This is a genomic window from Rhodopseudomonas palustris, from assembly GCF_003591005.1.
In the GTDB taxonomy this organism is placed as follows: Bacteria; Pseudomonadota; Alphaproteobacteria; order Rhizobiales; family Xanthobacteraceae; genus Rhodopseudomonas; species Rhodopseudomonas palustris_K.
Window position 1 is genome coordinate 23,609 of sequence record NZ_QYYD01000029.1, and the last position, 26,441, is coordinate 50,049.

Consider the following 26,441-nt stretch of genomic DNA (forward strand, 5'->3'; position numbering starts at 1 on the left):
ATCACATTGCTGATGTCCGGATCAGACGAAGGACCATTGTCGGCGCGCGACGCCAGCCGCCTGTTCGCCGACTGGAAAGCAGCGCCGGGCATCGTCCTCGCCGTGTCCGGCGGTCCGGATTCGCTGGCGCTGATGTGGCTTGCCGCCCGCTGGCGCAGCAGCCGCAAACGTGGACCGGCGCTTTCGGTCGTCACCGTCGATCACGGTTTGCGCCCGGAAGCGGCCCGGGAGGCGCGGTTCGTCAAACAGCTGGCGCGATCGCTTGATCTGCCACACCGGACGCTGCGCTGGACCGGCGACAAGCCGACATCGGGTCTGCCCGCCGCGGCGCGCGAAGCGCGCTATCGCCTGTTGGCCCGCGCCGCCAAAGCGTCGGGCGCCAGCCATATCATGACGGCCCACACCCGCGACGATCAGGCCGAAACCGTGCTGATGCGGCTGTCGCGGGGCAGCGGCATCGCCGGACTGGCGGCGATGGCTAGGGACAGCATGCGCGACGGCGTGGGGCTGGCGCGACCGCTGCTCGACGTCTCGAAACAGCGCCTGGTCGCGACGCTGGTCAAGGCGGGGATCGATTTCGCCACCGACCCCAGCAATGTCGACCCGCGCTTCACTCGCCCGCGGCTGCGCGAGTTGATGCCGCTTTTGGCCGCCGAAGGATGTGATTCGCGCAGCCTCGCCCGATTTGCGGCCCGCGCGGCCCGCGCGGACGCGGCGCTCGAACTGCTGGCGGACGGCGCTGAGCGGTATCTCGTTCTGCGCAGTGGCGGAGACTCCATTCATGGCTACAACATGCAGGCTTTCTGCGGCCTCGCGGCCGAGATCCGGATTCGGCTGCTGCTCCGCGCGCTCGCCCGTGTCGGTCAGGAGCGGCGGCCCGAACTCGGCAAGGTCGAAGCACTTGCGGAGGCGCTGCACAGCGCCGCGCAATCCCCCGCCGCGCGCGGGCAAATCAAGCTGAAACAGACGCTTGCAGGCGCGCTGATCACGTTGACGGCGGATCGCCTGCGGATCACCACGGCGCCGCCGCGGCGGCGCAAAGTCGAAGCTGATCCGGACACATCGAGGTAACCACCTGGGCAAGCCATGCCCTGCTCGCCGGGATTTGAGCCATACAGCCGGCTATATTGCGCTAAATAGTCCCGTCGGGTTCTCTTGGCAGCGCGCCGTGTGACACCTAGATTGTGGGCTAGCCGGTCCGGGAGTTCCTGACGGCTCACCCCGGGCCAACGGTCGCGATCCGCGCGACCAATAAGGAAGACCGATGAACGCCAATCTGCGGAATTTCGCCCTCTGGGTCATTATCGTCCTGCTGCTGTTGGCGCTGTTTACGCTTTTCCAGAACCCCGGCCAGCGCGCCGCGTCGCAGGACATCTCGTTCTCGCAGCTGCTCAGCGAGGTCGATCAGAACCACGTTCGTGATGTGGTGATCCAGGGCCAGGAAATTCACGGCACCTTCACCAACGGCTCGACCTTCCAGACCTACGCGCCGAACGATCCGTCGCTCGTGACCCGGCTGTATAACGGCAAGGTCTCGATCACCGCCAAGCCGCCGGGCGACAACGTGCCGTGGTTCGTGTCGCTGCTCGTCTCCTGGCTGCCGTTCATCGCGCTCATCGGCGTCTGGATCTTCCTGTCGCGGCAGATGCAGGGCGGCGCCGGCAAGGCGATGGGCTTTGGCAAATCGCGGGCAAAAATGCTCACGGAAGCGCATGGGCGGGTGACGTTCGAAGACGTCGCCGGCGTCGACGAGGCCAAGCAGGACCTGCAGGAGATCGTCGAATTCCTGCGCGATCCGGGCAAATTCCAGCGCCTCGGCGGACGGATCCCACGCGGCGTGCTGCTGGTCGGCCCGCCCGGCACCGGTAAGACCCTGATCGCGCGTGCGGTTGCGGGCGAAGCCAACGTGCCGTTCTTCACCATCTCGGGCTCGGACTTCGTCGAAATGTTCGTCGGCGTCGGTGCGTCCCGTGTGCGTGACATGTTCGAGCAGGCCAAGAAGAACGCGCCGTGCATCATCTTCATCGACGAAATCGACGCGGTCGGCCGTCATCGCGGCGCCGGTCTCGGCGGTGGCAATGACGAGCGCGAGCAGACCCTCAACCAGCTGCTGGTCGAGATGGACGGCTTCGAGGCCAATGAGGGCGTGATCCTGATCGCCGCCACCAACCGCCCCGACGTGCTCGATCCGGCGCTGCTGCGTCCTGGCCGTTTCGACCGTCAGGTCGTGGTGCCGAACCCGGACGTCGTCGGCCGCGAGCAGATCCTCAAGGTGCATGTCCGCAAGGTGCCGCTGGCGCCGGATATCAACCTGAAGACCATCGCGCGCGGCACCCCGGGCTTCTCCGGCGCCGACCTGATGAACCTCGTCAACGAAGCGGCCCTGATGGCGGCCCGGCGCAACAAGCGCATGGTCACGCAGACCGAGTTCGAAGACGCCAAGGACAAGGTGATGATGGGCGCCGAGCGCAAGTCGCTGGTGATGACGGAGGAGGAGAAGCTCCTCACCGCCTATCACGAAGGCGGCCATGCGATCGTCGGCCTCAACGTGCCGGCCACCGACCCGATCCACAAGGCGACCATCATCCCGCGCGGCCGTGCGCTCGGCATGGTGATGCAACTGCCGGAGCGCGACAAGCTGTCGATGTCGCTCGAGCAGATGACCTCGCGCCTCGCCATCATGATGGGCGGCCGGGTCGCCGAAGAGATGATCTTCGGTCGCCAGAAGGTGACCTCGGGCGCGTCGTCCGACATCGAGCAGGCCACACGCCTGGCCCGCATGATGGTCACCCGCTGGGGTCTGTCGGAAGAGCTCGGCACCGTGTCGTATGGCGAGAACCAGGACGAAGTGTTCCTCGGCATGTCGGTGTCGCGCACCCAGAACGCCTCGGAGGCCACGGTCCAGAAGATCGACGCCGAGATCAAGCGGCTGGTCGAGGAGGGCTACAAGGAGGCCGAGCGGATTCTCACCGAGAAGCGCGCCGACCTCGAAGCCCTCGCCCGTGGCCTGCTTGAGTTCGAGACGCTGACCGGTGACGAGATCACCGATCTGATCAACGGCAAGAAGCCGAACCGCGAGTCGGTGCTGGAGCCCTCGGGTCCGCGCACCTCGGCGGTGCCGCCTGCCGGCAAGCCGCGACCGCGCCCCGATCCGGGCCTGGAGCCGCAGCCGCAGGCGTAATCGCCCGGCAGCAACAAGTCTGAAAAACGCGGCGGAAACGCCGCGTTTTTTGTTGCCTTGCGGTGTGCGCGACAAAGCGGGCCTCGACGGAGGGACGTTTCCCGCTCGCCTCGCGCGAACGCTCGTGACATGCTCGCCTCCTCAACCGGCGACGGCGGCCAACGCCGCGCCATCATGGGAGGACGAAATGCGTTCGAAATGGACGATCGCCGTGCTGTGCGCGGCGGGGGTGTCGGCTTGGTGGCCGTCTGGCCACGCCGCCGAAATGCGCGGCGTCACCAAGACCGAAATCAAGATCGGCCAGACCATGCCGTACAGCGGCCCGGTTTCGGCATTCGGCGCGCTCGGCAAGGGCGAGGTCGCTTACTTCAAGATGATCAACGAGCGCGGCGGCATTGGCGGCCGCCAGATCAATTTGATCTCGCTCGACGACAGCTACGCGCCGCCGAAATCGGTCGAGCAGACGCGGCGGCTTGTGGAGAGCGACGAGGTCGCGCTGATCTTCTCGTCGATCGGCACCGCGCACAACACGGCGATCGCCAAATACCTGCAGAGCAAAAACGTGCCGCAACTGTTCGTCGGCTCGGGCGCCTCGAAATTCGCCGATATCGCGCAATATCCGCAGGCCACGCTCGGGGTGCAGGCACCGTTCCGCTACGAGGCGCGGCTGTATGCACGCTACGCGCTGGCGAAGAACCCCAATGCCAAATTTGCGGTCCTGTCGCAGAACGACGATTTCGGCCGCGACTACGTGGCCGGCCTCAAGGACGTTCTCGGCGAGCGCTACGACGAGCGCGTCACCGGCGCGACCTATGAGATCCAGGACCCGACCATCGACTCGCAGATCGTCAAGCTGAAGGCCTCGGGAGCCGACGTGCTGGTGCTGGCCGCGACGCCGAAATTCGCCGCCCAGGCGATCCGCAAGGCGCACGAGATCAGCTGGAAGCCGATGACCTTCGTCTCCAACGTGTCGGTCTGGATCAATTCGGTGATGAAGCCGGCCGGGCTCGAAGCCGGCGTCGGCGTGCTCTCCACCGCCTATGTCAAGGATCCCGACGATCCGGCCTGGAAGGACGATCCGGGCGTCAAGGCATGGCGCGAGTTCATGGCCAAGTACGCACCCGACGGCGATGTTCACGACGCCAACTACGTCAACGCCTACAACAGCGCGATGGCGCTGGAGGCGGTGCTGAAGGCGTGCGGCGACGATCTGTCGACCGAGAACATCCTGAAGCAGGCGTTCGCGATCAAGAACCTCGAACTGCCGATGCTGCTGCCGGGGATCCGCATCAACACCAGCCCGACCGACCACATCCCGGTCGATCAGATGCAGTTCATGCGCTTCACCGGCTCCCAATGGGAGCGGTTCGGCGACCTGCAGAGCGGCGAGTAGCGACGGCGGGACTTCGCCGGCGGCGTGCCGCATAGCGCGCATGAGCGCGGGGCGCTTGACGCCGCGGCTCACAACCCGCAGGCAGGGGCCACCACGCGGACCCTGCCATGACAACTCACGTTCCCAAAGCCCCGGCCTATTGGTCGCGCGACGCGATCTGGCCGGGGATCGTCGCGATCGGGCCGATGCTGCCCGGGACGCTGGCGTTCGGCATGGCGTTCGGGGCGCTGTGCGCGCAGAAGAACTTCACGCTGGCCGAAGTCGAAGTGATGATGGCGACCGTCTATGGCGGGCTGTCGCAATTCGTCGCCGTGCAGTCGTGGCCCGGGACGCTGACGCCGTCGACGATCGCGACGCTGGCGCTGCTCACCACCACGGTCAACATCCGCTTCTTCCTGATGACCGCGTCGATGCGGCCGTGGTTCGGCACACTGCCGCCGTGGCAGTCCTATCCGGCGATGCTGCTGGTGACCGATGGCGGCTGGCTGGCCGCGATGCGCTATCGCGAGCACGGCGGCGCCAATGCGGCATTCTACGTCGCCGGCGGGCTGGTGTTGTACTTCGTCTGGCTGGTCTCCTCGATCCCCGGTTTCCTGCTCGCCGAGCAATTGTCCGATCCGAAAAAGTTCGGCGTCGACCTGGCGATGCCGGCGTTCTTCGCCGCGATGCTGGTGCCGGCCTGGAAGGGAGCGCGGCGCGCGATCCCCTGGGCGGTGTCGGGCGCGGTGGCGCTGACGGTGCATTGGCTGACGCCTGGCTACTGGTTCATCATCGCCGGCGCGCTGTCGGGCGCGCTCAGCGCCGGGCTGATGGACGAGCCGCCGCCGCGGGAGTTGCGGGCGTGAGCGAGATGCTGCGCAGCGACGTGATGATCGCCTTCGCGGTGATGACGGCGGTGACCGTCGCCTCGCGTCTCGGCGGGTTCTGGCTGATGGGCTACGTCAACGTCACCCCGCGGGTGCGGCGGATGCTCGATGCGTTGCCCGGCTCGATCATCGTCGCCGCGGCGCTGCCGGTCGCCGTGAATGGCGGGCCGATCGTGATGATCGCGCTCGCCGCCGCCATCGCCATCAGCATTCTCCGGCGCAATGACTTCCTGGCGGTCGCAACCGGTATGTTAGTAGCGGCTCTGGCGCGGGCTGCGGGTTTCGGCGGTTAGGTTGGCTGGAGTGCTATTCATACGTTGCTGTAAAAGCTTGCCTTCGGGTCTGAATAGGTGTTCAGTTTTTTCGACTGATTTGGTAACGGGGGCGCCGTCTCGCGCGCTGGCCCGAGCTCCAAGATCTTGATGAGCGAAGACTTTCCGACCTCTCCAGGGCCGGAACGCTCGATTCCGGGACGAGAGCGCCATGGTGTATCGGCGGACCCATCAGGTCGTGAAGCGGCTGGCTGCGCGGCGCAGTGCGATCATTGCGGCTGCGCGCGAGACCGCCGAGGAGGGCGGCATGGCGGCGGTGCAGATCGCCCCGGTCGCCGGCCGGGCCAAGGTCGCTGCTGGAACGGTGTACCGCTACTTCCCGTCCAAGGCCGACCTGATCTCCGAACTCATTGCCGAGGTCTCGCGTGACGAACTCGCTGCCATCCGTCGGGCAGCCGACGCCGCGCCTGGCCCATCCTCGGCGCTGGCCGCGGCGGTGACGACGGTCGCGGTGCATGTGCTGTCGCATCGCAAACTGGCCTGGGGCATCCTGGCCGAGCCGGTCGACGTCGATGTCACCGCCTCGCGGCTCGCCAGTCGCCGCGAAATCGCCGGCGAGATCGAATTGCGGATCGCCGCCGCGGTGCGGGCCGGGCATCTGCCGGCGCAGGACACGGCCTTGGCGGCAACGGCGCTGCTCGGTGCCGTGCACGAGTCGCTGGTCGGGCCGCTCGCACCGGACAACCTCGACGATCCGGCCAAACTCCGCGACGCGGTGCAGACCGTGACGCTGCTGGCGCTGCGCGCCGTCGGCGTGATGGACGCCCGTGCCCGCGGACTGGTGGTGCAGGCAGTGGTGCCGTCGCGGACGCTGGTCGGCGCCTAGTCGGTTCCGAAAGCCGAATCCGTTTGCCGAATGGAAGGGCTCTAAGTAGGGATGTGAGTGTCCGCCGATCCTCGTGAGCGGCGACGCGGGCACGGGCTATGTCCGCGCCGCTCCACACCGGCAGGCCGCAGGAGTTTCCGATGACCATTTTGATGCCGGAGCCCGATCAGGCCGTGCTGGCCCGCCGCGACGAAATCGTCGCAGCGCTGCGCAAGATCGTGCCGGGCGAGGGCACCATTTCCAGCGCCGCCGAGATGCGCCCCTACGAGTCCGACGGCCTGATGGCCTATCGGCAGCCGCCGATGGTCGTGGTGCTTCCGAGCACCACCCAGCAGGTCTCCGAGGTTCTGCGCTATTGCCATCAGCACGGCATCAAGGTGGTGCCGCGCGGCTCCGGCACCTCGCTGTCCGGCGGCGCGCTGCCGCTCGCCGACGCCGTGCTGCTCGGGCTCGGCAAGTTCAAGCGTATCCGCGAAATCGACTTCGACAACCGCGCCGTGGTGGTCGAGCCCGGCGTCACCAATCTGGCGATCAGCCAGGCGGTCGATCACGCCGGCTTCTACTACGCGCCCGACCCGTCGTCGCAGATCGCCTGCTCGATCGGCGGCAACATCGCGGAAAATTCCGGCGGCGTGCACTGCCTGAAATACGGCATGACCACCAACAACGTGCTCGGCTGCGAGATCGTGCTGATGAACGGCGAGATCCTGCGGATCGGCGGCAAATGTGCCGAGAACGCCGGCTACGATCTGATGGGCGTGATCACCGGCTCCGAAGGTCTGCTCGGCGTCGTCACCGAAGTCACCGTGCGCATCCTGCGTAAGCCGGAGACCGCGCGCGCCGTGATGGTCGGCTTCAGCGATGTCGAAGCCGCCGGGCAATGCGTCGCCGATATCATCTCGGCCGGTATCATTCCGGGCGGCATGGAGATGATGGACCGGCCGGCGATCCACGCCGCCGAGGCCTTCGTCCACGCCGGCTATCCGCTCGACGTCGAGGCGCTGCTGATCATCGAGCTCGACGGCCCGCAAGTGGAAGTCGACGAACTGATCACGCGGGTCGAGACGATCGCGCTCGGCTGCGGCTCGACCACCTGCCAGATCTCGACATCCGAACAGGAGCGGCTGCTGTTCTGGAGCGGCCGCAAGGCGGCGTTCCCGGCGGTCGGACGGATCTCGCCGGACTATCTGTGCATGGACGGCACCATCCCCCGCGCGCAGCTGCCGCTGGTGCTGCGAAGGATGACGCAGATGTCGGAGAAATACGGCCTGCGCGTCGCCAACGTGTTTCACGCCGGCGACGGCAATTTGCATCCGCTTATTCTGTACGATGCCAATCAGCCCGGTGAGCAGGACCGCGCCGAAGCCTTCGGCGCCGACATCCTCCGGCTCTGCGTCGAAGTCGGCGGCGTGCTGACCGGCGAGCACGGCGTCGGCATCGAGAAGCGCGACCTGATGCCGGAGATGTTCTCCGACATCGACCTCAATCAGCAGCAGCGCCTGAAATGCGCGTTCGACGCCGATGGGCTGCTCAATCCCGGCAAGGTGTTTCCGACCCTGCACCGCTGCGCCGAACTCGGCCGCATGCACGTGCATGGGGGGAAGTTGCCGTTCCCGGAGATCCCGCGGTTTTGAAGTTGATAGTTTGCTTGATATGCGGCCAACCACATCCACTTCGTCATTGCGAGGAGCACCCGGATCAGCGCTCCGCGCTGTCCGGGCACAGGCTCCGCGACGAAGCAATCCAGCGCCACGCACGCGGCGTGGATTGCTTCGCTTCGCTCGCAATGACGATGGAAATCGTGCCTGTCGCATCGACCTGAAGGACGAAAGCCGCCCGTGGATACGCTGAAAGCACGCGACGCGCAGGACGTCGAAGACGTGGTGCGCGCCGCCATCGCCAACGAGCAGCCGCTCGAGATCGTCGGCCACGGCACCAAACGGCGCGTCGGCCAGCCGATGGCCACCAATGCGATGCTGGATCTGTCGGCGCTCAACGCCGTCGTCGCCTACGAGCCGAACGAACTGATCATCACCGTGCAGGCCGGCGCCCCGGTCGCCGACGTGCTGTCGCTGATCGATTCAAAGTCGCAGCAATTCGCCTTCGAGCCGATGAACACCGCGCTGCTGCTCGGCACCGTCGAAACCGAAGGCACGGTCGGCGGCATGATCGCCGCCGGCCTCGCCGGGCCGCGCCGTATCAAGTCCGGCGGCGCGCGCGACCATCTGCTCGGCGCCAACGCCGTGTCGGGCTTCGGCGAGAGCTTCAAGGCCGGCGGCAAGGTGGTGAAGAACGTCACCGGCTATGATCTATGCAAGCTGCTGGCCGGCTCCTGGGGCACGCTGGCGGTCACGACCGAGGTGACACTGAAGGTGACGCCGCGGCCGGAATGCGAGCGCACGCTGCTGCTGCGCGGGCTCGACGATGTCACCGCCAACAAGGCGATGACCGCTGCGCTCGGCTCGCCCTATGACGTCAGCGGCGCGGCGCATCTGCCGGGCTCGGCGCTGCGCACCACAGGCGGCGCACTCGGTGACATCGCCCAGCCGGATCAGGCGCTGACGTTGCTGCGTCTTGAAGGCATCACCTCGTCGGCCAGCCACCGCGCCGAGTCGCTGCGGCAGATGCTGGCGAGCTACGGCGCGACCGAACTGATGACCGACGACACGTCGGCCGCATTGTGGTCCGCAGTGCGCGACGTCGAGCCGTTCGCGGCGTCAGGCCCGCGCGCGCTGTGGCCGGTGTGGCGGATCGTCTGTCCGCCGGCGTCCGGTGGTGCGTTCGGCGAGGCGTTGCATCGCGAGAGCGGCGGCGAGGTGATCTACGATTGGGGCGGTGGCCTGATCTGGGCCGCGCTGCCGCCGGCCACGGATGCGCACGCCAAGGCGCTGCGCCAGCGCGTCGACAAGATCGGTGGCCACGCCACGCTGATCCGCGGCGCCGAAGATGTGCGCGCGGGTATCGACGTTTTTCCGCCGCAGCCCGCCGGGCTGGCGGCGCTCGGGCAGCGCGTGAAGCACAGCTTCGATCCCAGGAACGTTCTCAATCGCGGCCGGTTGTCGCGTGGACCTGCAGCATGAAAACCGACTTCTCCCTCGCTCAACTCGCCGATCCGGACATCGCCGAGGCCGACAAGATCCTGCGTGCCTGCGTGCATTGCGGGTTCTGCACCGCGACCTGTCCGACCTATGTGCTGCTCGGCGACGAGCTGGATAGCCCGCGCGGCCGCATATACCTGATCAAGGAAATGCTGGAGAGCGACAAGCCGCCGACCGCCGACGTCGTGAAGCACATCGATCGCTGCCTGTCGTGCCTGTCCTGTATGACCACGTGTCCATCGGGCGTGAACTACATGCATCTGGTCGATCAGGCGCGGGTGCGGATTGAGCGCGACTATCAGCGGCCGTTCTGGGACCGGGTGGTGCGCGAGGCGCTGTCGTGGATGATGCCGCATCCGGGCGCGTTCCGGGTCGGCATGTGGGCGGCGCGGCTGGTGCAGCCGTTCGCGGCGCTGCTGCCGAGCTCGCATGATATGACGCGCCCGACCTTGCTGAGCCGCATCAAGGCGATGCTGGCGTTGGCGCCGAAGCATCTGCCGGAGCCGGGCCCGGCCTCCGGCACCAGCTTCCCGGCAATCGGCCCAAAGCGTGGCCGGGTCGCACTGCTGCACGGCTGCGCCCAACAGGTACTGGCGCCGCGCATCAACCGCGCAGCGATCAACCTTTTGACCCGGCACGGCATCGAAGTGGTGCTGGCCGCCGACGAGGCGTGCTGCGGAGCGTTGATCCACCATCTCGGCCGCGACACCCGCACGCTGGACTACGCGCGCACCAACATCAAGGCATGGCTGCGCGAGATCGAGCGCGGCGGACTCGATGCGATCCTGGTGACCACCTCGGGCTGCGGCACGGTGATCAAGGACTACGGCTACATGCTGCGCGAGGATCCGGAGTTCGCGGCGCCCGCCGCGCGCGTGTCTGCACTCGCCAAAGATATCAGCGAGTACATCAGTGGTCTCGAGCTGCAATCACAACAGCCGCATGACAATCTGGTGGTCGCTTATCACTCCGCGTGCTCGCTGCAACATGGGCAGAAAATCACACGGCTGCCCAAAGAATTGCTTTCCAAGACAGGATTCGTGGTGAAAGATATCCCAGAGAGTCATTTGTGTTGTGGTTCGGCGGGCACGTACAACATTCTCCAGCCTGACATCGCGACCAGATTGCGCGACCGCAAGGTTGCCAACATCGCTTCCGTCAAGCCGGATGTGATTGCTGCGGGCAACATCGGCTGCATGGTGCAGATCGCCAGCGGAACGGACGTCCCTGTGGTGCACACAATTGAACTGCTCGACTGGGCGACAGGCGGTCCCCGGCCAGCGACAAGCTGACCGCTGCAGGCCCTGCTGGCGGATGGCGTGATTGCCGAACGGGTGATCCGCCCAACAGGAGGACGACGATGGCGAAGGACAAGAAGTCCAAAAAGAACAAGGCGGACAAGAAGGACAAGAAAGCCAGCAAGTCCGACAAGGCGAAGCTGCTGCTGAGCGCCAAGAAGGCCAAGAAGGACGCTAAGAAGGACGCCAAGAAGTCTGGCAAGAAGGCCGAGAAGGCGACCTCCAAGAAGGCCCAAAAGCAGGCGACCAAAACGACTGGAAGCAAGCCCGGCAAGTCGCAGGCAAAATCCCTCGCCAAGACGTCCTCCGGAAAGACATCTCCCCGAAAGACGTCTTCCGCGAAAACCTCATCCGCAAAAACCTCATCCGCCAAGAAGGGATCATCGAAGAAGGCTGTTGCCAACAAGGCTTCGTCGAAGACCGCCAAGCCCGCTGGCAAGACGTCGGCGGGAGCAGCCAGGTCCGCCGCCAAACAGCGTGTCGCGGCCAAGGCGCCGGCCAGGAAGAGCGCTACGAAGACTGCAACAGAGACGCCGACGAAAAAGCCGTCCAGCCAGCTATCTCCAACCGGGAAAGCGCTGAAGTCCAAAGCCCTGAGGTCGACGGCGCTGACGTCCACAGCGTCGAAGTCCAGGGCGCTGCCGAAGTCGCTGAGGGGTGCGCCGTCGGTCGGTAAGGCGCTTCCTCCGGCCCCCAAGGTCTCCGCAAAAAAGGCTGCTCGAAAGAAGCCTGTCGGGGAGCCGAAGGCGCCGGTCGTTGCGGCCGCCCCGCAGGAGCCGCCGAGCGATCTCCTCGCCGCGATCGACGCGGCTGCGCCAGCCGAAGCGCCCGCTGTGACGAAGGTCGCCAAGCCGCGCAAGCCGCGGGCAAAAAAGCAGGTGGCCTCCTCGATCCCGGAGCCGAACACCAGCGACGAGGCTTCGTCGCCAGCCACTCAGCAGGATGAAGAGCCGGACTCGACTGCGGCCGAGCCGGTCGGGATCGACGAGCCGGAAGAGGAGGCGGCATCGTCCGGCACCTCATTCGACGAGCCGGCGCATGAAGGCGCTGAAGAACCCGCGGCCCGCGAGAAGCCTGTTTCCGAATCATCCGCAGACGACGAACCGGCAGAGCCATTTCCGTCCGACGTTAAGGCCGGTCATGAGGACAACGAGCCGATTGAGAGGCCTTCGACCGAGGACGACGACGAGGACACCGGATCCGGCGACGATGATCCTGGCCATGCCAAGCCCAGGACCCGGATTCGGTCTAACGACCTATAGAGTTCCCCTACGTCGAAAGACCGCGGCAGCGCCGCGGTCTTTTCTTTTGCCGGGATGGGCGCCCGGGGAGCCGACGCCCATGGGCTGAACTGATATCGATCAGCGGGCGATTCGCGCGCGCCGTGGGTGATGAAAGGCCGTAAGGCTCGGCCCACATTGATCGAAGGTGTTGCTCTTGCAGCCGCTTTTGACAGCTACTCGTGAGAATAGCTCGCAAATGAGTTGTCAAATTGCCACACCCTACAACTACTCGTGATGGAACGAGCCAAATTGCCCAAAAAACCGGCAGCTGCATGTGTTTTTTGCTTCACGGTTCCTGCCCTTCGCCGCAAATTGTACGGGAGTTACTTAGCAGGTCGATGTCGCGTCTCTTGGACTTCGGGTCGGGCTGGAATTTAAATCGATGGGGATCATCATGAACAAGACACTTCTGTCGGTCGCGGCTCTGCTCGCTGTCGGCGCAACTTCGGCCTCCGCCGCCGATCTGCCCGCGAAGATTTACACCAAGGCTCCGCCGATCGTGGCGTTCGACCCCTGGGACGTCGCATTCGGCGCCGCCATCATGAGCGACTACGTGTTCCGTGGTATCACCCAGTCGAACCACAAGCCGTCGGTCACTGCCTATTTCGAGCCGCGCTACAACGTCACCAAGGACCTGCAGCTCTACGTCGGTAGCTCGTTCGAAAGCATCTCGTTCCCGAACCGCGCCGCTGCCGAAGTCGACATCTACGGCGGTATCCGCCCGACCTTCGGCGCCTTCGCGTTCGACTTCGGTGTCTGGGGCTACCTGTATCCGGGTGGGACCTGCCAGTACGGCGGCACTGGTGTCGACTTCGCCGGCAACTTCCAGGGCGCCGAGTGCGCGGCCAACGGTCTGCTCAACGGCAACGTCCTCAAGAAGGACGTCAGCTTCTTCGAAGGCTACGCCAAGGTGGCTTACACCGTGAACGACCAGTTCACGATCGGTGCCAACGAGTATTATACCCCGAGCTACCTGAACAGCGGCGCTTGGGGCAACTACGCGTCGGTGACGGCCAAGTTCGTCGCGCCAACCACCGGCTTCGGTCCCAGCGGCGTCGGCGCTTACGTGTCGGGTGAGTTCGGCCGTCAATGGCTCGGCACCTCCGACTCGTTCTACGGCGTGCCGGCCTTCCCGGGTGGCATCAAGTACAAGGATTACAACACCTGGAACGTGGGCGTTGGCTTCACCTACAAGGTGTTCACCCTCGACCTGCGCTACTCGGACACCGATCTGTCCAAGGCTGACTGCAACGCCTTCACCAGCGACTTCTCGGCCAGCTTCAGCGGCGACTTCTCCCCGATCAATCCGTCGGGTGTCGGCTCCAAGTGGTGCGGTGCGACCTTCATCGCCAAGCTCTCGGCCGACGTGACGCTGCAGAGCAACATCAAGTAAGCTTTCCGATCTGGGGGCACCAAGGGCGGCAGAGCAATCTGCCGCCCTTTTCATTTGCGCGGGAAGTTCAGCTTCTCACAGCGTCATCGCGTACCCTTCGATGCGCGCTACGCGTACCTCAGAGCCTGGCCGGAAATCAGCGCTTTAGGTTGGGAACTTCCCTCTCCACGCGTCATGCCCGGCCTTGTCCCGGCCATCCACGCCTTGCTGCCGGAAGTACGGGAAAGGCGTGGATGGCCGGGACAAGCCCGGCCATGACTGGATTTTGGAAACTAATCGACTGAACATGTGGCCGAGATTTCTGCAAAAGTTAGAAGTCGGGCTTTGAGGAGCCCGGCGAAGCCGGGCGTCTCGAAGGATGGGCCACGCGGCACCCATGGCCATGGGCAGTGAGGGCGCTGCGCGCTTCCTCACCGCGTGAGGTTTGGTTGTGGCGACGCCCCTTGTGCCGGCTCTCTTTCCATCGAAAGGAGAGCTGCTCTAATCGACGCCACCCCGCTTGCGACGCCTTCCCCTTTAGCCTTCCGCAGGCGCCGCGCTTCGTACCTTGTCCTGCAGCTTGAAGATTTCGCCGGCACGGCTCAGCACGGCGTCGCGCTGGTGGAAGGCGTCGAGCGTCGAGCGGTGGCCGATCGACACGATGGTGGTGTCGGGCAGCTTTTGATCGAGCAGCCGATACAGCGCGGCCTCGGACGGCTCGTCGAGCGACGCGGTAGCCTCGTCGAGGAACAGATATTGCGGCCGGTGCAGCAGGGCGCGGGCGATACCGAGGCGCTGCTGCTCGCCGAGCGACAGCGTCCGGTTCCAGTGGCCGTGTTCGCCGAGCCGATCCGCCAGAGCCGGCAGGCCGACCTCCTTCAGCACTTCGCCGACCTGCGCCGGCGTGAACGCGTCGGCCTCGGACGGGTAGACGATCGCGGCGTGGAGCTCGCCGACCGGGAAGTAAGGCCGCTGCGGCAGCATCATCAGCGTGGCGTCGGCCGGGATTTCGATCGAGCCGGAGCCGAACGGCCAGATCCCCGCGATGGCGCGGAACAGCGTCGACTTGCCGGAGCCCGACGGCCCGGCGATCAGGGTCCGCTCCTTGCCGCTGAATTGAAAATCATCGGCGGCAATCAGCGGCTGCCCAGCCGGCAGTGTCAGCTTCACATCGTCGAGGCCGATGGCATTGCGGCTGCTGGCGACGCGGGCCACACCGGGATTGGCGCGCAGCGCGTCGGCGCCGTGGATGGCGGTCTCGAAGCCGTCGAGCCGGGCCACCACCGATTGCCATTCGGCCAGGGTGCGGTACGCGGTGATGAAGAACGACAGCGAGTCCTGCACGCTGCTGAATGCCGACGCGGTCTGCATCAGCCCGCCGAGCTGCACCTTGCCGGCGAAGTAGGCCGGCGCGACGAGGATATAGGGGAAAATGATCGAGGCCTGGGAGTAGCTGGCAGTGAACGCCGTCAGCTTCTTGGTCCGGCTCATGATCCGCATGAAGTTCTCCGCAACCAGGCCGAAGCGCGAAGCCAGCTTGCCACGTTCGGCGCGCTCGCCACGCAGCAGCGCGATCTGCTCGGAGTTTTCGCGGGCGCGCACCAGGTTGAAGCGGAAGTCGGCTTCGAACCGCTGCTGGCGGAAGTTGAGGTCGGCCAGCGGCGAGCCGATCCAGTGCGTCAGCGCCGTGCCGATGATGGCGTAGATCAGCGCGCCCCACACCAGATAGCCGGGGATCGGGACGTCCTGCCCGAACACATGCAGCGGCGCCTCGTTGGACAATCCCCACAGGATCACCACGAAGGAGGCGAGGGTGACCACCGCGTTGAGCAGTCCGACGCCAAGCGCCAGCGTGCGCTCGACGAACAGCTGGGTGTCCTCGGCGATGCGCTGGTCCGGGTTGTCGGCGGCGTCGCCCAGCAATTGCATCTTGTAATGATTGGCGTCGTGCAGCCAGCCGCCGAGATAGCGTTCGGTCATCCACCGCCGCCAGCGGATCTGCAACCACTGATTCAAATACAGCTGATAGACTTTCAGCGCGATCCAGATCGCCGCCAGCACGCAGAAATAGCTGAGCTGATAGACGAAGACGTCGAAGTTCCGCTCCTGGAGCGCGTTGTAGAATACGTTGTTCCAGCGGTTGAACAACACTGCCAGGCCGACAACGGCGAGCTCGATGACCACCACTGCCGTCAGCAGCGTCCACCCCATGCGCTTGTCGTCGGATTTGAAATAGGGCGCGGCGATCCGCCAAACGGTGGCGAGGGTGGATCGGATATTTGTCACAGGTCGAGTTTCTCCGGATGCGGCGCCTAAACGGCGGCCAGCTAGACGAAAGTTGTAGGTAAAACGACCTACTGCGGCTTGTCGCGCCCCTTTGTCGCACCCTAGCATGAAGCCAACGGCGGGGGATGGTGGCTGGCCGATTTCGCGAGGTTGTGAGCGCCGGTTCGCTGCTGCTCACCGGCTCGCGTGGCGCACTCCCTTCCCGGCATCGGCACAAAAAGCCGACCGCTCACATGCAAGGGAGGAATTCGGATGTGGAATCAGATCTATAACCCACTAGGGAGCGCCGCGCTGTCGACCCTGGCGGCGGCCATCCCGGTGGTGACGCTGCTGGTGCTGATCGCCAGCGGCAAAGTGAAGGCACACCTCGCCGCCATCATCGCGCTGATCCTGGCGAATCTGGTGGCGATCTTCGTCTTCACCATGCCGGCCAATATGTCGATCCGCGCCTCGCTGCTCGGCGTCGTCACCGGCGTCTTTCCGATCGGCTGGATCGTCCTCAACGTCATCTTCCTATATCGCATCACGGTCGAGACCGGCCGGTTCGAGCTGTTGCAGCGTGCGATCGGCGGTGTCACCACTGACCGGCGGCTGCAACTGCTGCTGATCGCGTTCGCGTTCGGCGCGTTCTTCGAAGGCGCATCGGGCTTCGGCACGCCGGTGGCGATCACCGCTGCGATTCTGATCGGGCTCGGCTTCTCGCCGCTCGCCGCGTCCGGCCTGTCGCTGATCGCCAACACCGCGCCGGTGGCTTACGGCGCGCTCGGCACGCCGATCCAGGGCCTCGCCTCGGTGACCGGCCTCGATCCCTACACGCTCGGCGCCATGGTCGGCCGGCAGTTGCCGTTCTTCTCGCTGCTGGTGCCGTTCTGGCTGATCTGGGCGTTCGCCGGCTTCCGCGGCATGATGCAGATCTGGCCGGCGATCCTGGTGACCGGCGTCGCCTTCGCGATCCCGCAATTCGTGATCTCGAACTACATCAATCCGTGGATCGTCGACATCGGCGCCTCGCTGATCTCGATGGGCTGTCTGATCCTGTTCCTCAAGGTGTGGCAGCCGAAGGAGCTGTGGCTGTCGCCGAAGCTGCGCGGCAATGACGAGTCGGCCGCGACCATGAAGCCGCCGAAGCCGATGGATACGACGAAGCTGACCCAGCCGCAGCTGTGGGGCGCGCTGCTGCCGTGGATCATCGTCTGCATCGTGATGCTGATCTGGGGCACCGGCATGTTCAAGAGCTGGGCCAATGCGATCTTCGTCTGGAACTACCCGGTGCCCGAGCTCGACAAGATGATCATGAAAGTGCCGCCGGTCGCCGCCAGGCCGACGCCGGAGGCCGCGGTGTTCAGCTTCACCTATCTGTCGTTCACCGGCACCGGCATGTTGCTCGCGGCGCTGGTCTCCGGCGTGCTGATGGGAATTTCGCCGGCCAAGATGATCGTCGAATACGGCCGCACGATCAGGCTGTGCGCGATCTCGCTCATCACCATCTCGGCGATGCTGGCGATCGGCACGCTGACGCGGCTGTCCGGCGTCGACGCCACGCTCGGTCTCGCTTTCGCGGCGACCGGCGTATTGTATCCGTTCTTCGGCACGCTGCTCGGCTGGCTCGGCGTGGCGCTGACCGGATCGGACACCGCCTCGAACGTACTGTTCGGCAATCTGCAGAAGATCACCTCGGAGCAACTCGGCCTGTCGCCGATCCTGATGAGCGCCGCCAACTCGTCCGGCGGCGTGATGGGCAAGATGATCGACGCCCAGTCGATCGTCGTCGCCTCGACGGCGACCAACTGGTACGGCCACGAAGGCACCATCCTGCGCTACGTGTTCCTGCATTCGATCGCGCTGGCGTGCCTGGTCGGCGTGCTGGTGATGCTGCAGGCCTACGTTTATCCGTTCACCGCGATGGTCCTGAAATAGCCATCCGAAGCGGCGAGATTGCAGACCCCGCGGCGCCAGCCGCGGGGTTTGACGTTTTGGAGGTGCTCATTGGCCAATGCGGCCGCGCGCGTTAGACAGGCGGGCGCCCATCCCGACCAGACGAGGCAAGATGCGACCGACTTCACTGCCCATCAGCGCTGCGCTCGCAGCGTCGCTTCTGACCGTGTTCGCCAGCGTCGCTCCGGCGCAGCCGGCGAGCGAGTTTCCGTTTGAACTGGAGATGACGCTGGACGCGCCGCCCAAGCCCGGTTCCAAGCGAATCCCGTCGATCGAAATCGACGACAAGGGGCAGGCGCGGCTGGAGCTGTGGTGCAAAGGCGGCTCGGGCCAATTCTCCGTCGCCGGCAACACCGTGATCTTCGTCCCCGGCACCATCGACGCCCGCGCCTGCCCGCCGGATCGCGCCCAAGCCGACGACGCGCTCGTCGCGGCGCTCTCGGCCGCAACGACGTGGGCGCGCCAAGGCGACACCGTCACCTTCTCGGGCGGCGAGACGCTGCGGTTTCGGCTGAACACGAACTAACGACGCCAGCAAGACCTCTCCCCGTCTTGCGAGGAGCGAAGCGACGAAGCAATCCAGCTCCGTGCACAAACCTGGATTGCTTCGTCGGCTACGCCTCCTCGCAATGACGGGGCGTTGCAAGGCGTCTCCAAGAGCAACCACCTCAGCGTTCGTCAAAGTTTTGGCTGAATACGAACTGACGGGGCCAGGTAAGACTCTCCCCGTCATTGCGAGCCAACGGGTCGGCGCAATGGCGCCGCCCGATGACACCGCCAAGCAATCCAGCGCCACGCGCGCGGCATGGATTGCTTCGTCGCTTCGCTCCTCGCAATGACGGAGAACTCGCGGGCTCTCTCAAGACAACCACCTCAGCGTTCGTCATTCCGGGGCGCTCACGAAGTGAGCGAGCCCGGAATCCATATCCCCTGTAGCAACGTTGGAGCATAGCGTGGCGCCGCTGCACTTCACAGTTAGCACAGCGGATATAGATTCCGGGCTCGCGCTGCGCGCGCCCCGGAATGACGAACGTTGGCGTGATAGGAGTGACTAAAGCTGTTACTTCGCCTCATCGCTCAAAATCATGCCCGCGCACAACGCCGCCGACTGAATCGCGCCGCTGTGGCCGCCGAGGCCGGAGTAGGAGGAGGCGAGGTAGAGGCCGGGCAGCACGGTGCGGGGCGAGCGATAGGGCTTGCCGCTGGCGTCCGGCGGCAGCGGCGCGAAGCCGTAGACCGATCCGTCCGGCGCGCCGAGATACTGCTGCACCGACAGCGCGACGTTGAACGAGCTCGCGATGACCGCGCCTGCAAGTCCGGGGTAGATGCGGTCGAGATACTCGACGATCGCCTGCTGCCAGCGTGCGCGCTTGGCGCGGTAGTCGTCCTGCGACAGGTCGGCCCAGTTGGACAACTGGTCCGGCCCGACCACCGATAGCACATACGGCGGGGCCGGCACGCCGGAGTCGATCGCCGCGTAGTCGGCGAGTGCCAGTGGCGGCATCCGGTCGCCGGGCTCGCCAGACATCAGCGTCTTGCCCTCGGCGTAGGACGCCAGCGTCTGCATCCAGTCCGGCAGCAGCTGCGTCACGAAGCTCGTGACGCCGAAGTCGCGCGGCGGCGCCGACAGGCCGAGCGACAGCGCGAACAGCGACAGGCCAAGTGGACGATCCGCATAGCTGTCGGTCAGTCGACTGGCTTGCGGCTGCGGCATCAGTGACGCCAGCGTCGCCGGCGCGGCGTTGCCGATCACCGTGATCGCCTCGATGGTCTGAGGATCGCTGCCGTCGCGCGCAGTGTGCGTGACGCGGCTCGGCGCGCCGGCCTCGCCGATCTCGATGCGGCTGACGATGCGCCGGAGCAGCACCTCGCCGCCGGCCTTGCGGATGGTTCGGGCGATCGCGCTCGATAGTCGCTGCGATCCGCCTTGCACGAAGCGGCCGCCGGACAGCAGTAGGCCGCCCTGCACGATGGCGAACGGCACCCACCACATCGATGCCGCATCGTCGTGCACGTACGCGAGATCGCCCGCGATCGCGCATTTCAGCGCTTCATTGTCGCCGAACAGGGATTGCAGCTTGTCCGCCAGCGACACTGACCAGTCGGGAAATTCCGGCGCCAGCGCGAACACCGCGTCGAGCCCACCTTCGCCGGCGGTACTTGCGAGCCGCCGCATCTCGCCGAGCAAGCGGTCGATCGCCTCGGTGGCGTCCGGGAAGCGCCCCGTCAGCGCGGCGCGTGCGCCATCGAAGCTGTCTGGCAGCACGAACGGTGCGCCAATTGGACCGCCGCGTACTTCATACAGCGCGCCGGCCGGGGTCCATTGCACGCCGTCGAGCGCGCCGGCGCGGCTCAGCGCGGTGTGCTTGGCATCCTGCGGGTGATGCGGGTCGCCGGTGAGATGCAGCGAGCCCTCGACGAACAGGTCGCCGACCTTGTAGCTCGACGCCGCGCCGCCGACCGAATTGCTGCGCTCGATCACCACCACGCGGCGCCCGTCGCGGGCGAGGATCGCGCCCGCCGTCAGGCCGCCGAGGCCGGCGCCGATCACCACTACGTCCGTGCGCGTCATGCACCCAAGTCCTGCCGCCGAGAAGCTCGCTTCATTGCTGCAACGCGGCGGCATGTCAAACGGCCGCCGGGGCGGCCGCTTCGGCTACGGCGACTGCCAGGTCGAGCTTTCGGAGTCCCAGCGCTGCCCCTTCAGCTCCTTGGCCAGCGCCGCGACCGCGCCGCCGTCGCCGCGCGGTTCAGCTTCCTCGTCGCTGGTTGCGTCGTCATTAATGGCGAGTTTGGCGCCGGCGCTTTCGTCCGCCGTGGTATCGGTCGGGTTACCGATCCACAGCAGCAGCTTGTCGGTCGTGCCCGGCTTGTCGCCGCTGACCATGGCCTCGACCTCGATGGTCTCGGTGAGCTGCAAGGCCGGCACCAGCTCGCTCGGCTTCTTGAAGGTCAGCTTCAGCCGGCCGGTTTCGTCGTTCCACGCCGAGGTGGCTAGCGTCGCGCCCAGCGTTTGCGCCAGCACGCCGGCGACCGTCGTGGCGATCTTGTCGCGATTGAGCTTGTCGCCGTCGCGCCAGCCGGCGGCGGGGAACAGGATGGTGCGTTCGAGCTCGATGATGCCGTTGGTCCAGCCGGCGGCGGTGACGCCCGGGAAGCTCTTGGCCTTGGCGATCACCGCGGCGGCGTGGGCCGGATCGGTGGTGAGGTTGATCACCAGCGTGCCGGCGCGCAGCGCGTCGCAGCCGATGCTCAGGCTCGACAGCGACACCTGCAGCGGCTGGCCCTTCAGCGTCTTGAGGAAATCACCGGCCGATTCGAGGCTGACGCGAACCCCGACGGCTTCGGGCGACACCTCGGTGAAGTCCTTCGGCGCCGGCGCGATGCTGTCGTCGGTCGACTGGTTCTCGAGATATTCCTTCTCGCTGAGATCGGAATTGTCGACCGAGGCGATCTCGTGGACGGTGGTGCCGATGCTGATCTGGCCTTTGAAGTCGACGGTCTCGCCATTTGGCTTGCGGGCGAGCTTCACCGTCACCGGGGCCTTGTCGCCGGTGGTCTGGGTGGTGCCGGTCAGCGCCGGCCCGTTGGCCTGCAGATTGGCGACGAAGCGATCCTTGTGATCGGAGTCCTTGGTGGGCGCATAGCAGACGTCGAGCACCGCCGAGGTCACCACCTTGCCTTGCCGGGTTTCCTTCAGGATGACGTCGGCGCCGTCCATGAAACCGTCGAGCGCGGTGAAGAAGCGCGTCTCGGTCGTCGGCGCGGCCGCCTTCGGCGCCGCCTTGCTCTGGGCACGGGCCAAATCGGTCGCAGGCAGCAGCATCAGCAGGCTGAACAGGAGCGCGCGCATCGGGGTGATTCCTCGCAGGGTGTGGTTCTCGAGCCTTGTTTGATTCGAACTGGACCGAACCAAGGCCTGCGTAGCAAATCGCCGCGCATTCGCCAAAAAACCTGGCGGCGAGGAAGCGTGCGGCGTGTCTGAGCGGTTGCAGTGGCCGCGCCACTGCCAACCCGTCATCCCCGCGCAGGCGATCTATCCGTCATTGCGAGGAGCGAAGCGACGAAGCAATCCAGCGCCGTGCACTGCGCTTCTGGATTGCTTCGCTGCGCTCGCAATGACGGGGTGAGGTCATGAAGAAAAGTTGTGGCCTCGGGGGTGGCCCAGTCCTTAGAGCGCACGTTTTGGATCGCAGGCGCCCTGGAATACTGGCGCGCCCGCCTGCGCGGGCGATGACGGGAGTGGGTCGGGTGAGAGCTGTGCTCGGCCGCGGCTCAAATGACAGCCCGACCGGGTCATCAGAACGCAACAAGGCCGCCCGGAGGCGGCCTTGCGTGATCGATAGCGAAGGTGAGGGGCGTGGGCTTAGAAGCCCATGCCGCCCATGCCGCCGCCCATTCCGCCCATGCCGCCGCCGCCCGGCATCGCCGGGGCGTCGGCCTTGGGCAGTTCGGCGACCATGGCTTCGGTGGTGACCAGCAGCGCTGCGACCGACGACGCGTCCTGCAGCGCGGTGCGTACCACCTTGGCGGGGTCGACGATGCCCTTGGCGAGCATGTCGACATAGTCCTCGCTCTGCGCGTCGAAGCCGAACGTCTCCGACTTGTTCTCGAGGATCTTGCCGACCACGATCGAGCCTTCGACGCCGGCGTTCTCGGCGATCTGCCGCATCGGAGCTTCGAGCGCCTTCAACACGATGTTGATGCCGGCCTGGACGTCCGGATTGTCGTTGACGATCCGGCCGACGGCCTTCTTGGCGCGCAGCAGCGCGACACCGCCGCCCGGCACGATGCCTTCCTGCACGGCGGCGCGGGTCGCGTTGAGCGCGTCCTCGACACGGTCCTTCTTTTCTTTGACCTCGACCTCGGTCGCGCCGCCGACGCGGATCACCGCGACGCCGCCCGCGAGCTTGGCCAGACGCTCCTGCAGCTTCTCACGGTCGTAGTCCGAGGTGGTTTCCTCGATCTGTGCCTTGATCTGCGAGACCCGGGCCTCGATGTCCGGCTTCTTGCCGGCACCGCCGACGATGGTGGTGTTTTCCTTGTCGATCACCACCTTCTTGGCGCGGCCGAGCATCTTGAGCGTGACGCTCTCGAGCTTGATGCCGAGCTCCTCGGTGATCAGCTGGCCGGCGGTCAGGATGGCGATGTCTTCCAGCATCGCCTTGCGGCGATCGCCGAAGCCCGGCGCCTTGACGGCCGACACCTTGAGGCCGCCGCGCAGGCGGTTGACCACCAGGGTGGCGAGCGCTTCGCCTTCGACGTCCTCGGCGATGATCAGCAGCGGCTTGCCCGACTGCACCACCGCTTCGAGCACCGGCAGCATCGACTGCAGGCCCGAGACCTTCTTCTCGTGCAGCAGGATGTAGACGTCGTCGAGCTCGACGGTCATCTTCTCGGCGTTGGTGACGAAGTACGGCGACAGGTAGCCGCGGTCGAACTTCATGCCCTCGACGATATCGACTTCGGTGTCGAGCGACTTGTTCTCTTCGACGGTGATGACGCCTTCGTTGCCGACCTTCTGCATCGCCTGGGCGATCATCTTGCTGATCGGCGCGTCGCCGTTGGCCGAGATGGTGCCGACCTGGGCGACTTCGGCCGAGGAGGCGACCGGCTTGGCGCGCTTCTGGATGTCCTTGACCACCGCCTGCACGGCGATCTCGATGCCGCGGCGCAGATCCATCGGGTTCATGCCGGCCGCAACGGCCTTGGCGCCTTCGCGGACGATCGCCTGGGCCAGCACGGTGGCGGTGGTGGTGCCGTCGCCGGCGAGGTCGTTGGTCTTCGACGCGACCTCGCGCAGCATCTGCGCGCCCATGTTCTCGAACTTGTCGTCGAGCTCGATCTCCTTGGCGACGGTGACGCCGTCCTTGGTGATGCGCGGAGCGCCGAAGCTCGTCTCGATCAGCACGTTGCGGCCCTTCGGACCGAGCGTGACCTTGACCGCATTGGCGAGGATGTCGACGCCGCGCAGCATGCGGTCGCGCGCTTCTCCGCCGAATTTAACGTCCTTGGCTGACATTCAATTTGCTCCTGATGTCTGTCGCGAGGGGATCAGCCGACCACGCCCATGATGTCCGACTCTTTCATGATCAGGAGTTCCTGACCGTCGAGCTTGATCTCGGTGCCCGACCACTTGCCGAACAGCACGCGGTCGCCGGCCTTGACGTCGATCGGGGTCAGCTTGCCGCTCTCGTCGCGGCCGCCCGGGCCGACGGCGACGACTTCGCCTTCCTGCGGCTTCTCCTTGGCGGAGTCCGGAATGATGATGCCGCCCTTGGTCTTGGTTTCAGCGTCGATGCGCTTCACCACAACGCGGTCATGGAGTGGACGAAAATTGAGCTTAGCCATGGAAGAGATCCTGTGCTGTGTGCTGGAGGTGCTCGGCTTTGCCGTGCCGAGTCGGTGCGCGGTTCTGGTGTAGTCCGCGTTACTGGCAATCGTGCTGCGAGAGTGCTAATTGTGCGTCCCGAATATGGCTTGATGCAGTTCCTGTCAAGCTGAGGGGCGCCAAGCGCGAGGCTTAACAGCTTGGTGAGGCGAATGATGGATTCTCGCAGCGAATCGCTGCGCCGGATCTTCGCCGAATGCATTGCCTGCCGCGGCGTTTTACGCTTGTGTGGCGAAGGGGCGCATGGGGATGTTCTCTCGGGGAGAAATGATGATCAGTTCACGCAACGCACGCGCGCCGCTCAATCTGGCGTTCGCGTCGCTGATGGCGATGGGCCTCGGCGCGTGCGGCAGCTTTGGTGGGTTCGGCGGATTCGGTGGCGGCTCGCAGCCGGCCGAAGTCGCAGAGCCGCCGCCGCCGCCGGAACTTCCGGCGACGATCCGGTCCGAAGAGATCGTCGGCCGGTGGGGGCTGGCATCGTACCAGAATCCCGCGGACCGAGCCCGCACCGAAAAGGCGGCGCTATCGCAGTGCAAGAATCCCTATGTGATCGGCGCCGGCGCCAGCGGCGGTGTGATCATGCACCTGGCCGATCAGGCGACGCCGCAGGAACTGCGGCTGAAAGGCTCGCCGGGCGGCAAGAACTACATCGGCCCCGCTGGTCCGATCGGCGATCAGGATCGCGAGATCGTCTCGTTCGACGGTCGCGTTCTGGTGACCCGGTTCCTCGACAAGGATGCCGGCACGCGCTACGGCAACATGGTGTATGTGCGCTGCTCACCGCGCGCCTGAGTGCTGAACACGCGCCGACGCATAGCCGATGAGGCGGTGCCGCAAGGTCGCGGGAGACTGGCCGACGCCATGACGTCATGAGTGCAGTGCGGCGGCTGTTGGCCGGTCCGGAACGCGCCGTCGTCGTGTTGGCGTTCACCCAGATCCTGTGCTGGGGCATCCTGATCTATCCGCCGGTGCTGACGATGCCGCCGCTCACCGCGGATCGCGGCTGGACGCTGGCCTTCGGCATGGCCGGCTTCTCGCTGGCGCTGGTGATATCAGGCATCATGTCGCCGATGGTCGGCGGCCTGATCGATCGGCACGGCGGCCATGTGGTGATGGCGCCCGGCGCGCTGATCGGCGCGCTGGGCATGGTGCTGATCGCGCTGGGCGAGCCCTGGCCATTCTACTTCATCGGCTGGGCGCTGATCGGCGCCGCAATGGCGTCGAATCTCTACGACCCGGCGTTCGCAACGCTGGCCCGGCTGTTCGGTAGCTCGGCACGCCGGCAGATCATCCTGGTGACCTTTGCGGGCGGTTTCGCCTCGACGGTCGGCTGGCCGGCGACGCATCTGCTGCTGCAACACGTCGGATGGCGCGGCACCTATCTGGTGTTCGCGGCGGTGCTGGCGTTCGTCGTCGCCCCGCTGCACGGTTTCGCGCTGCCGCGCACCGCGGCGCGCACCGAAGGGACCGTCGGCGCCAACCCGCATCCGGTGCCGCAGCAGCCGCTGAGGCCGGAGGGGCGGCCGTTTCTGTTGTTGGCGATGGCGTTCGCGCTGCATGCCCTGATCCTGTCCGGCGTGACGTCGAACCTGCTGGCGATGCTGGAGCGCGGCGGACTGAGCGCCGCCACAGCCGTCACGGTCGGCGCCATGTTCGGGCCGGCGCAGGTCGCCGCACGGCTGCTGGACTTCATGCTGGCGGGCCGGACCCATCCGCTGTGGATCGCGCGGGGCGCAATCGCCCTGATGGGCGCGGCGTTCGCGATGCTGGCTTTCGTCGGCGTGTCGTTCATCGTTGCGGCGCTGTTCTGCATCGCGTTCGGCGCTGCGAACGGCGTGATGACGATCGCGCGCGGCGGTCTGCCGCTGCTGATGTTCGGCCCGGAAGGCTACGGACGGGTGATCGGACGGATCGCGCGGCCGGCGCTGTTCGTGCAGGCCTCGGCGCCGTTCGTCGTCGCCGCCGCGGTCGAGCGGTTCTCTGATGCCGCTGTGCTCGAGATCGGCATGCTGGCGGCGATCGCCGGCACCATCTGCTTCCTGCTGATCAAGCCGCCGCCGGCGGTGGAGCGGCGTTGAATTACAGAAGACGGGCTGATCCGGCCTCTTGCAGCTTCGCCGCAAGTTGACCGGATAAGCAAGCACTCACGCCTCTCCACGTCATGCCCGGCCTTGTGCCGG

20 protein-coding genes are annotated in these 26,441 nt (G+C 65.9%); 15 read left to right on the forward strand and 5 right to left on the reverse strand.

Translation table 11 applies throughout. The features are described 5' to 3' along the window. Positions 1-12 precede the first annotated feature (12 nt). The 11 genes from tilS (at position 13) to D4Q52_RS22365 (ending at position 13,670) form a co-directional block, all read left to right on the forward strand. On the forward strand, positions 13-1,071 hold the full coding sequence (gene tilS, locus D4Q52_RS22315; RefSeq protein ID WP_119858806.1) for a tRNA lysidine(34) synthetase TilS: 1,059 nt from the start codon (positions 13-15) through the stop codon (positions 1,069-1,071). A 193-nt stretch (positions 1,072-1,264) separates the two neighbouring features. Then, the gene (gene ftsH / locus D4Q52_RS22320) at positions 1,265-3,181 is read left to right on the forward strand and encodes an ATP-dependent zinc metalloprotease FtsH (RefSeq protein WP_119858776.1); all 1,917 of its coding nucleotides are present in this window, start codon (positions 1,265-1,267) and stop codon (positions 3,179-3,181) included. Between the two features lie 187 nt (positions 3,182-3,368). Next, on the forward strand, positions 3,369-4,574 hold the full coding sequence (locus tag D4Q52_RS22325; protein ID WP_119858777.1) for an ABC transporter substrate-binding protein: 1,206 nt from the start codon (positions 3,369-3,371) through the stop codon (positions 4,572-4,574). A 107-nt stretch (positions 4,575-4,681) separates the two neighbouring features. Next, positions 4,682-5,419 (forward strand): AzlC family ABC transporter permease, encoded by a 738-nt coding sequence (locus tag D4Q52_RS22330; protein WP_119858778.1) that lies wholly within the window; start codon positions 4,682-4,684, stop codon positions 5,417-5,419. Beyond that, positions 5,416-5,733, forward strand: coding sequence for an AzlD family protein (locus D4Q52_RS22335; RefSeq protein ID WP_119858779.1), 318 nt, complete (start codon positions 5,416-5,418; stop codon positions 5,731-5,733). Before D4Q52_RS22330 ends, D4Q52_RS22335 begins: the two co-directional genes overlap by 4 nt. A gap of 190 nt (positions 5,734-5,923) precedes the next feature. Then, the gene (locus D4Q52_RS22340) at positions 5,924-6,598 is read left to right on the forward strand and encodes a TetR/AcrR family transcriptional regulator (protein ID WP_119858780.1); all 675 of its coding nucleotides are present in this window, start codon (positions 5,924-5,926) and stop codon (positions 6,596-6,598) included. Positions 6,599-6,738: 140 nt separating this feature from the next. Next, entirely contained in the window at positions 6,739-8,232 is a 1,494-nt protein-coding gene (locus D4Q52_RS22345) for an FAD-linked oxidase C-terminal domain-containing protein (RefSeq protein ID WP_119858807.1), read from the forward strand. Between the two features lie 204 nt (positions 8,233-8,436). After that, on the forward strand, positions 8,437-9,678 hold the full coding sequence (locus D4Q52_RS22350) for an FAD-binding protein (protein WP_119858781.1): 1,242 nt from the start codon (positions 8,437-8,439) through the stop codon (positions 9,676-9,678). Beyond that, on the forward strand, positions 9,675-10,988 hold the full coding sequence (glcF, locus tag D4Q52_RS22355) for a glycolate oxidase subunit GlcF (RefSeq protein ID WP_119858782.1): 1,314 nt from the start codon (positions 9,675-9,677) through the stop codon (positions 10,986-10,988). Before D4Q52_RS22350 ends, glcF begins: the two co-directional genes overlap by 4 nt. A 68-nt stretch (positions 10,989-11,056) precedes the next feature. Beyond that, on the forward strand, positions 11,057-12,256 hold the full coding sequence (locus D4Q52_RS22360; RefSeq protein ID WP_119858783.1) for a hypothetical protein: 1,200 nt from the start codon (positions 11,057-11,059) through the stop codon (positions 12,254-12,256). A gap of 415 nt (positions 12,257-12,671) precedes the next feature. Further along, the gene (locus D4Q52_RS22365; protein ID WP_119858808.1) at positions 12,672-13,670 is read left to right on the forward strand and encodes a TorF family putative porin; all 999 of its coding nucleotides are present in this window, start codon (positions 12,672-12,674) and stop codon (positions 13,668-13,670) included. A 516-nt stretch (positions 13,671-14,186) separates the two neighbouring features. On the opposite strand, the gene D4Q52_RS22370 is transcribed toward D4Q52_RS22365, so the two are convergent. Continuing rightward, a complete protein-coding gene (locus tag D4Q52_RS22370) occupies positions 14,187-15,935 on the reverse strand; it encodes an ABC transporter ATP-binding protein/permease (protein WP_119858784.1) in 1,749 nt (582 codons plus the stop codon). A 252-nt stretch (positions 15,936-16,187) separates the two neighbouring features. Between D4Q52_RS22370 and D4Q52_RS22375 the strand changes: the two genes are divergently transcribed. Both D4Q52_RS22375 and D4Q52_RS22380 read left to right on the forward strand, forming a co-directional pair. Then, positions 16,188-17,852, forward strand: a complete 1,665-nt coding sequence (locus D4Q52_RS22375) for an L-lactate permease (RefSeq protein WP_119858785.1) — start codon at positions 16,188-16,190, stop codon at positions 17,850-17,852. 130 nt (positions 17,853-17,982) lie between these two features. Beyond that, entirely contained in the window at positions 17,983-18,396 is a 414-nt protein-coding gene (locus tag D4Q52_RS22380; protein WP_119858786.1) for an META domain-containing protein, read from the forward strand. Between the two features lie 534 nt (positions 18,397-18,930). On the opposite strand, the gene D4Q52_RS22385 is transcribed toward D4Q52_RS22380, so the two are convergent. The 4 genes from D4Q52_RS22385 to groES all read right to left on the reverse strand — a co-directional run bounded on the left by D4Q52_RS22385 (position 18,931) and on the right by groES (position 24,221). After that, a complete protein-coding gene (locus tag D4Q52_RS22385) occupies positions 18,931-20,442 on the reverse strand; it encodes a phytoene desaturase family protein (protein ID WP_119858787.1) in 1,512 nt (503 codons plus the stop codon). A gap of 84 nt (positions 20,443-20,526) precedes the next feature. Continuing rightward, positions 20,527-21,723 (reverse strand): hypothetical protein, encoded by a 1,197-nt coding sequence (locus D4Q52_RS22390; RefSeq protein ID WP_119858788.1) that lies wholly within the window; start codon positions 21,721-21,723, stop codon positions 20,527-20,529. 513 nt (positions 21,724-22,236) lie between these two features. Continuing rightward, on the reverse strand, positions 22,237-23,892 hold the full coding sequence (gene groL, locus D4Q52_RS22395; protein ID WP_119858789.1) for a chaperonin GroEL: 1,656 nt from the start codon (positions 23,890-23,892) through the stop codon (positions 22,237-22,239). Positions 23,893-23,924: 32 nt separating this feature from the next. Beyond that, complete coding sequence (gene groES / locus D4Q52_RS22400; protein WP_119858790.1) at positions 23,925-24,221, reverse strand: co-chaperone GroES; 297 nt, start codon at positions 24,219-24,221, stop codon at positions 23,925-23,927. Between the two features lie 310 nt (positions 24,222-24,531). Between groES and D4Q52_RS22405 the strand changes: the two genes are divergently transcribed. Next, positions 24,532-25,053 (forward strand): hypothetical protein, encoded by a 522-nt coding sequence (locus tag D4Q52_RS22405; protein ID WP_119858809.1) that lies wholly within the window; start codon positions 24,532-24,534, stop codon positions 25,051-25,053. 77 nt (positions 25,054-25,130) lie between these two features. Further along, positions 25,131-26,339, forward strand: coding sequence for an MFS transporter (locus D4Q52_RS22410; protein ID WP_119858791.1), 1,209 nt, complete (start codon positions 25,131-25,133; stop codon positions 26,337-26,339). Positions 26,340-26,441 lie beyond the last annotated feature (102 nt).

Bases quoted from the DNA above. Each gene is read 5' to 3' on its own strand.
- tilS (WP_119858806.1), top strand. From the start codon at position 13: ATGTCCGGATCAGACGAAGGACCATTGTCGGCGCGCGACGCCAGCCGC.
- ftsH (WP_119858776.1), top strand. From the start codon at position 1,265: ATGAACGCCAATCTGCGGAATTTCGCCCTCTGGGTCATTATCGTCCTG.
- D4Q52_RS22325 (WP_119858777.1), top strand. From the start codon at position 3,369: ATGCGTTCGAAATGGACGATCGCCGTGCTGTGCGCGGCGGGGGTGTCG.
- D4Q52_RS22330 (WP_119858778.1), top strand. From the start codon at position 4,682: ATGACAACTCACGTTCCCAAAGCCCCGGCCTATTGGTCGCGCGACGCG.
- D4Q52_RS22340 (WP_119858780.1), top strand. From the start codon at position 5,924: ATGGTGTATCGGCGGACCCATCAGGTCGTGAAGCGGCTGGCTGCGCGG.
- D4Q52_RS22345 (WP_119858807.1), top strand. From the start codon at position 6,739: ATGACCATTTTGATGCCGGAGCCCGATCAGGCCGTGCTGGCCCGCCGC.
- glcF (WP_119858782.1), top strand. From the start codon at position 9,675: ATGAAAACCGACTTCTCCCTCGCTCAACTCGCCGATCCGGACATCGCC.
- D4Q52_RS22360 (WP_119858783.1), top strand. From the start codon at position 11,057: ATGGCGAAGGACAAGAAGTCCAAAAAGAACAAGGCGGACAAGAAGGAC.
- D4Q52_RS22365 (WP_119858808.1), top strand. From the start codon at position 12,672: ATGAACAAGACACTTCTGTCGGTCGCGGCTCTGCTCGCTGTCGGCGCA.
- D4Q52_RS22375 (WP_119858785.1), top strand. From the start codon at position 16,188: ATGTGGAATCAGATCTATAACCCACTAGGGAGCGCCGCGCTGTCGACC.
- D4Q52_RS22380 (WP_119858786.1), top strand. From the start codon at position 17,983: ATGCGACCGACTTCACTGCCCATCAGCGCTGCGCTCGCAGCGTCGCTT.
- D4Q52_RS22385 (WP_119858787.1), bottom strand. From the start codon at position 20,442: ATGACGCGCACGGACGTAGTGGTGATCGGCGCCGGCCTCGGCGGCCTG.
- D4Q52_RS22390 (WP_119858788.1), bottom strand. From the start codon at position 21,723: ATGCGCGCGCTCCTGTTCAGCCTGCTGATGCTGCTGCCTGCGACCGAT.
- groL (WP_119858789.1), bottom strand. From the start codon at position 23,892: ATGTCAGCCAAGGACGTTAAATTCGGCGGAGAAGCGCGCGACCGCATG.
- groES (WP_119858790.1), bottom strand. From the start codon at position 24,221: ATGGCTAAGCTCAATTTTCGTCCACTCCATGACCGCGTTGTGGTGAAG.
- D4Q52_RS22405 (WP_119858809.1), top strand. From the start codon at position 24,532: ATGATCAGTTCACGCAACGCACGCGCGCCGCTCAATCTGGCGTTCGCG.
- D4Q52_RS22410 (WP_119858791.1), top strand. From the start codon at position 25,131: ATGAGTGCAGTGCGGCGGCTGTTGGCCGGTCCGGAACGCGCCGTCGTC.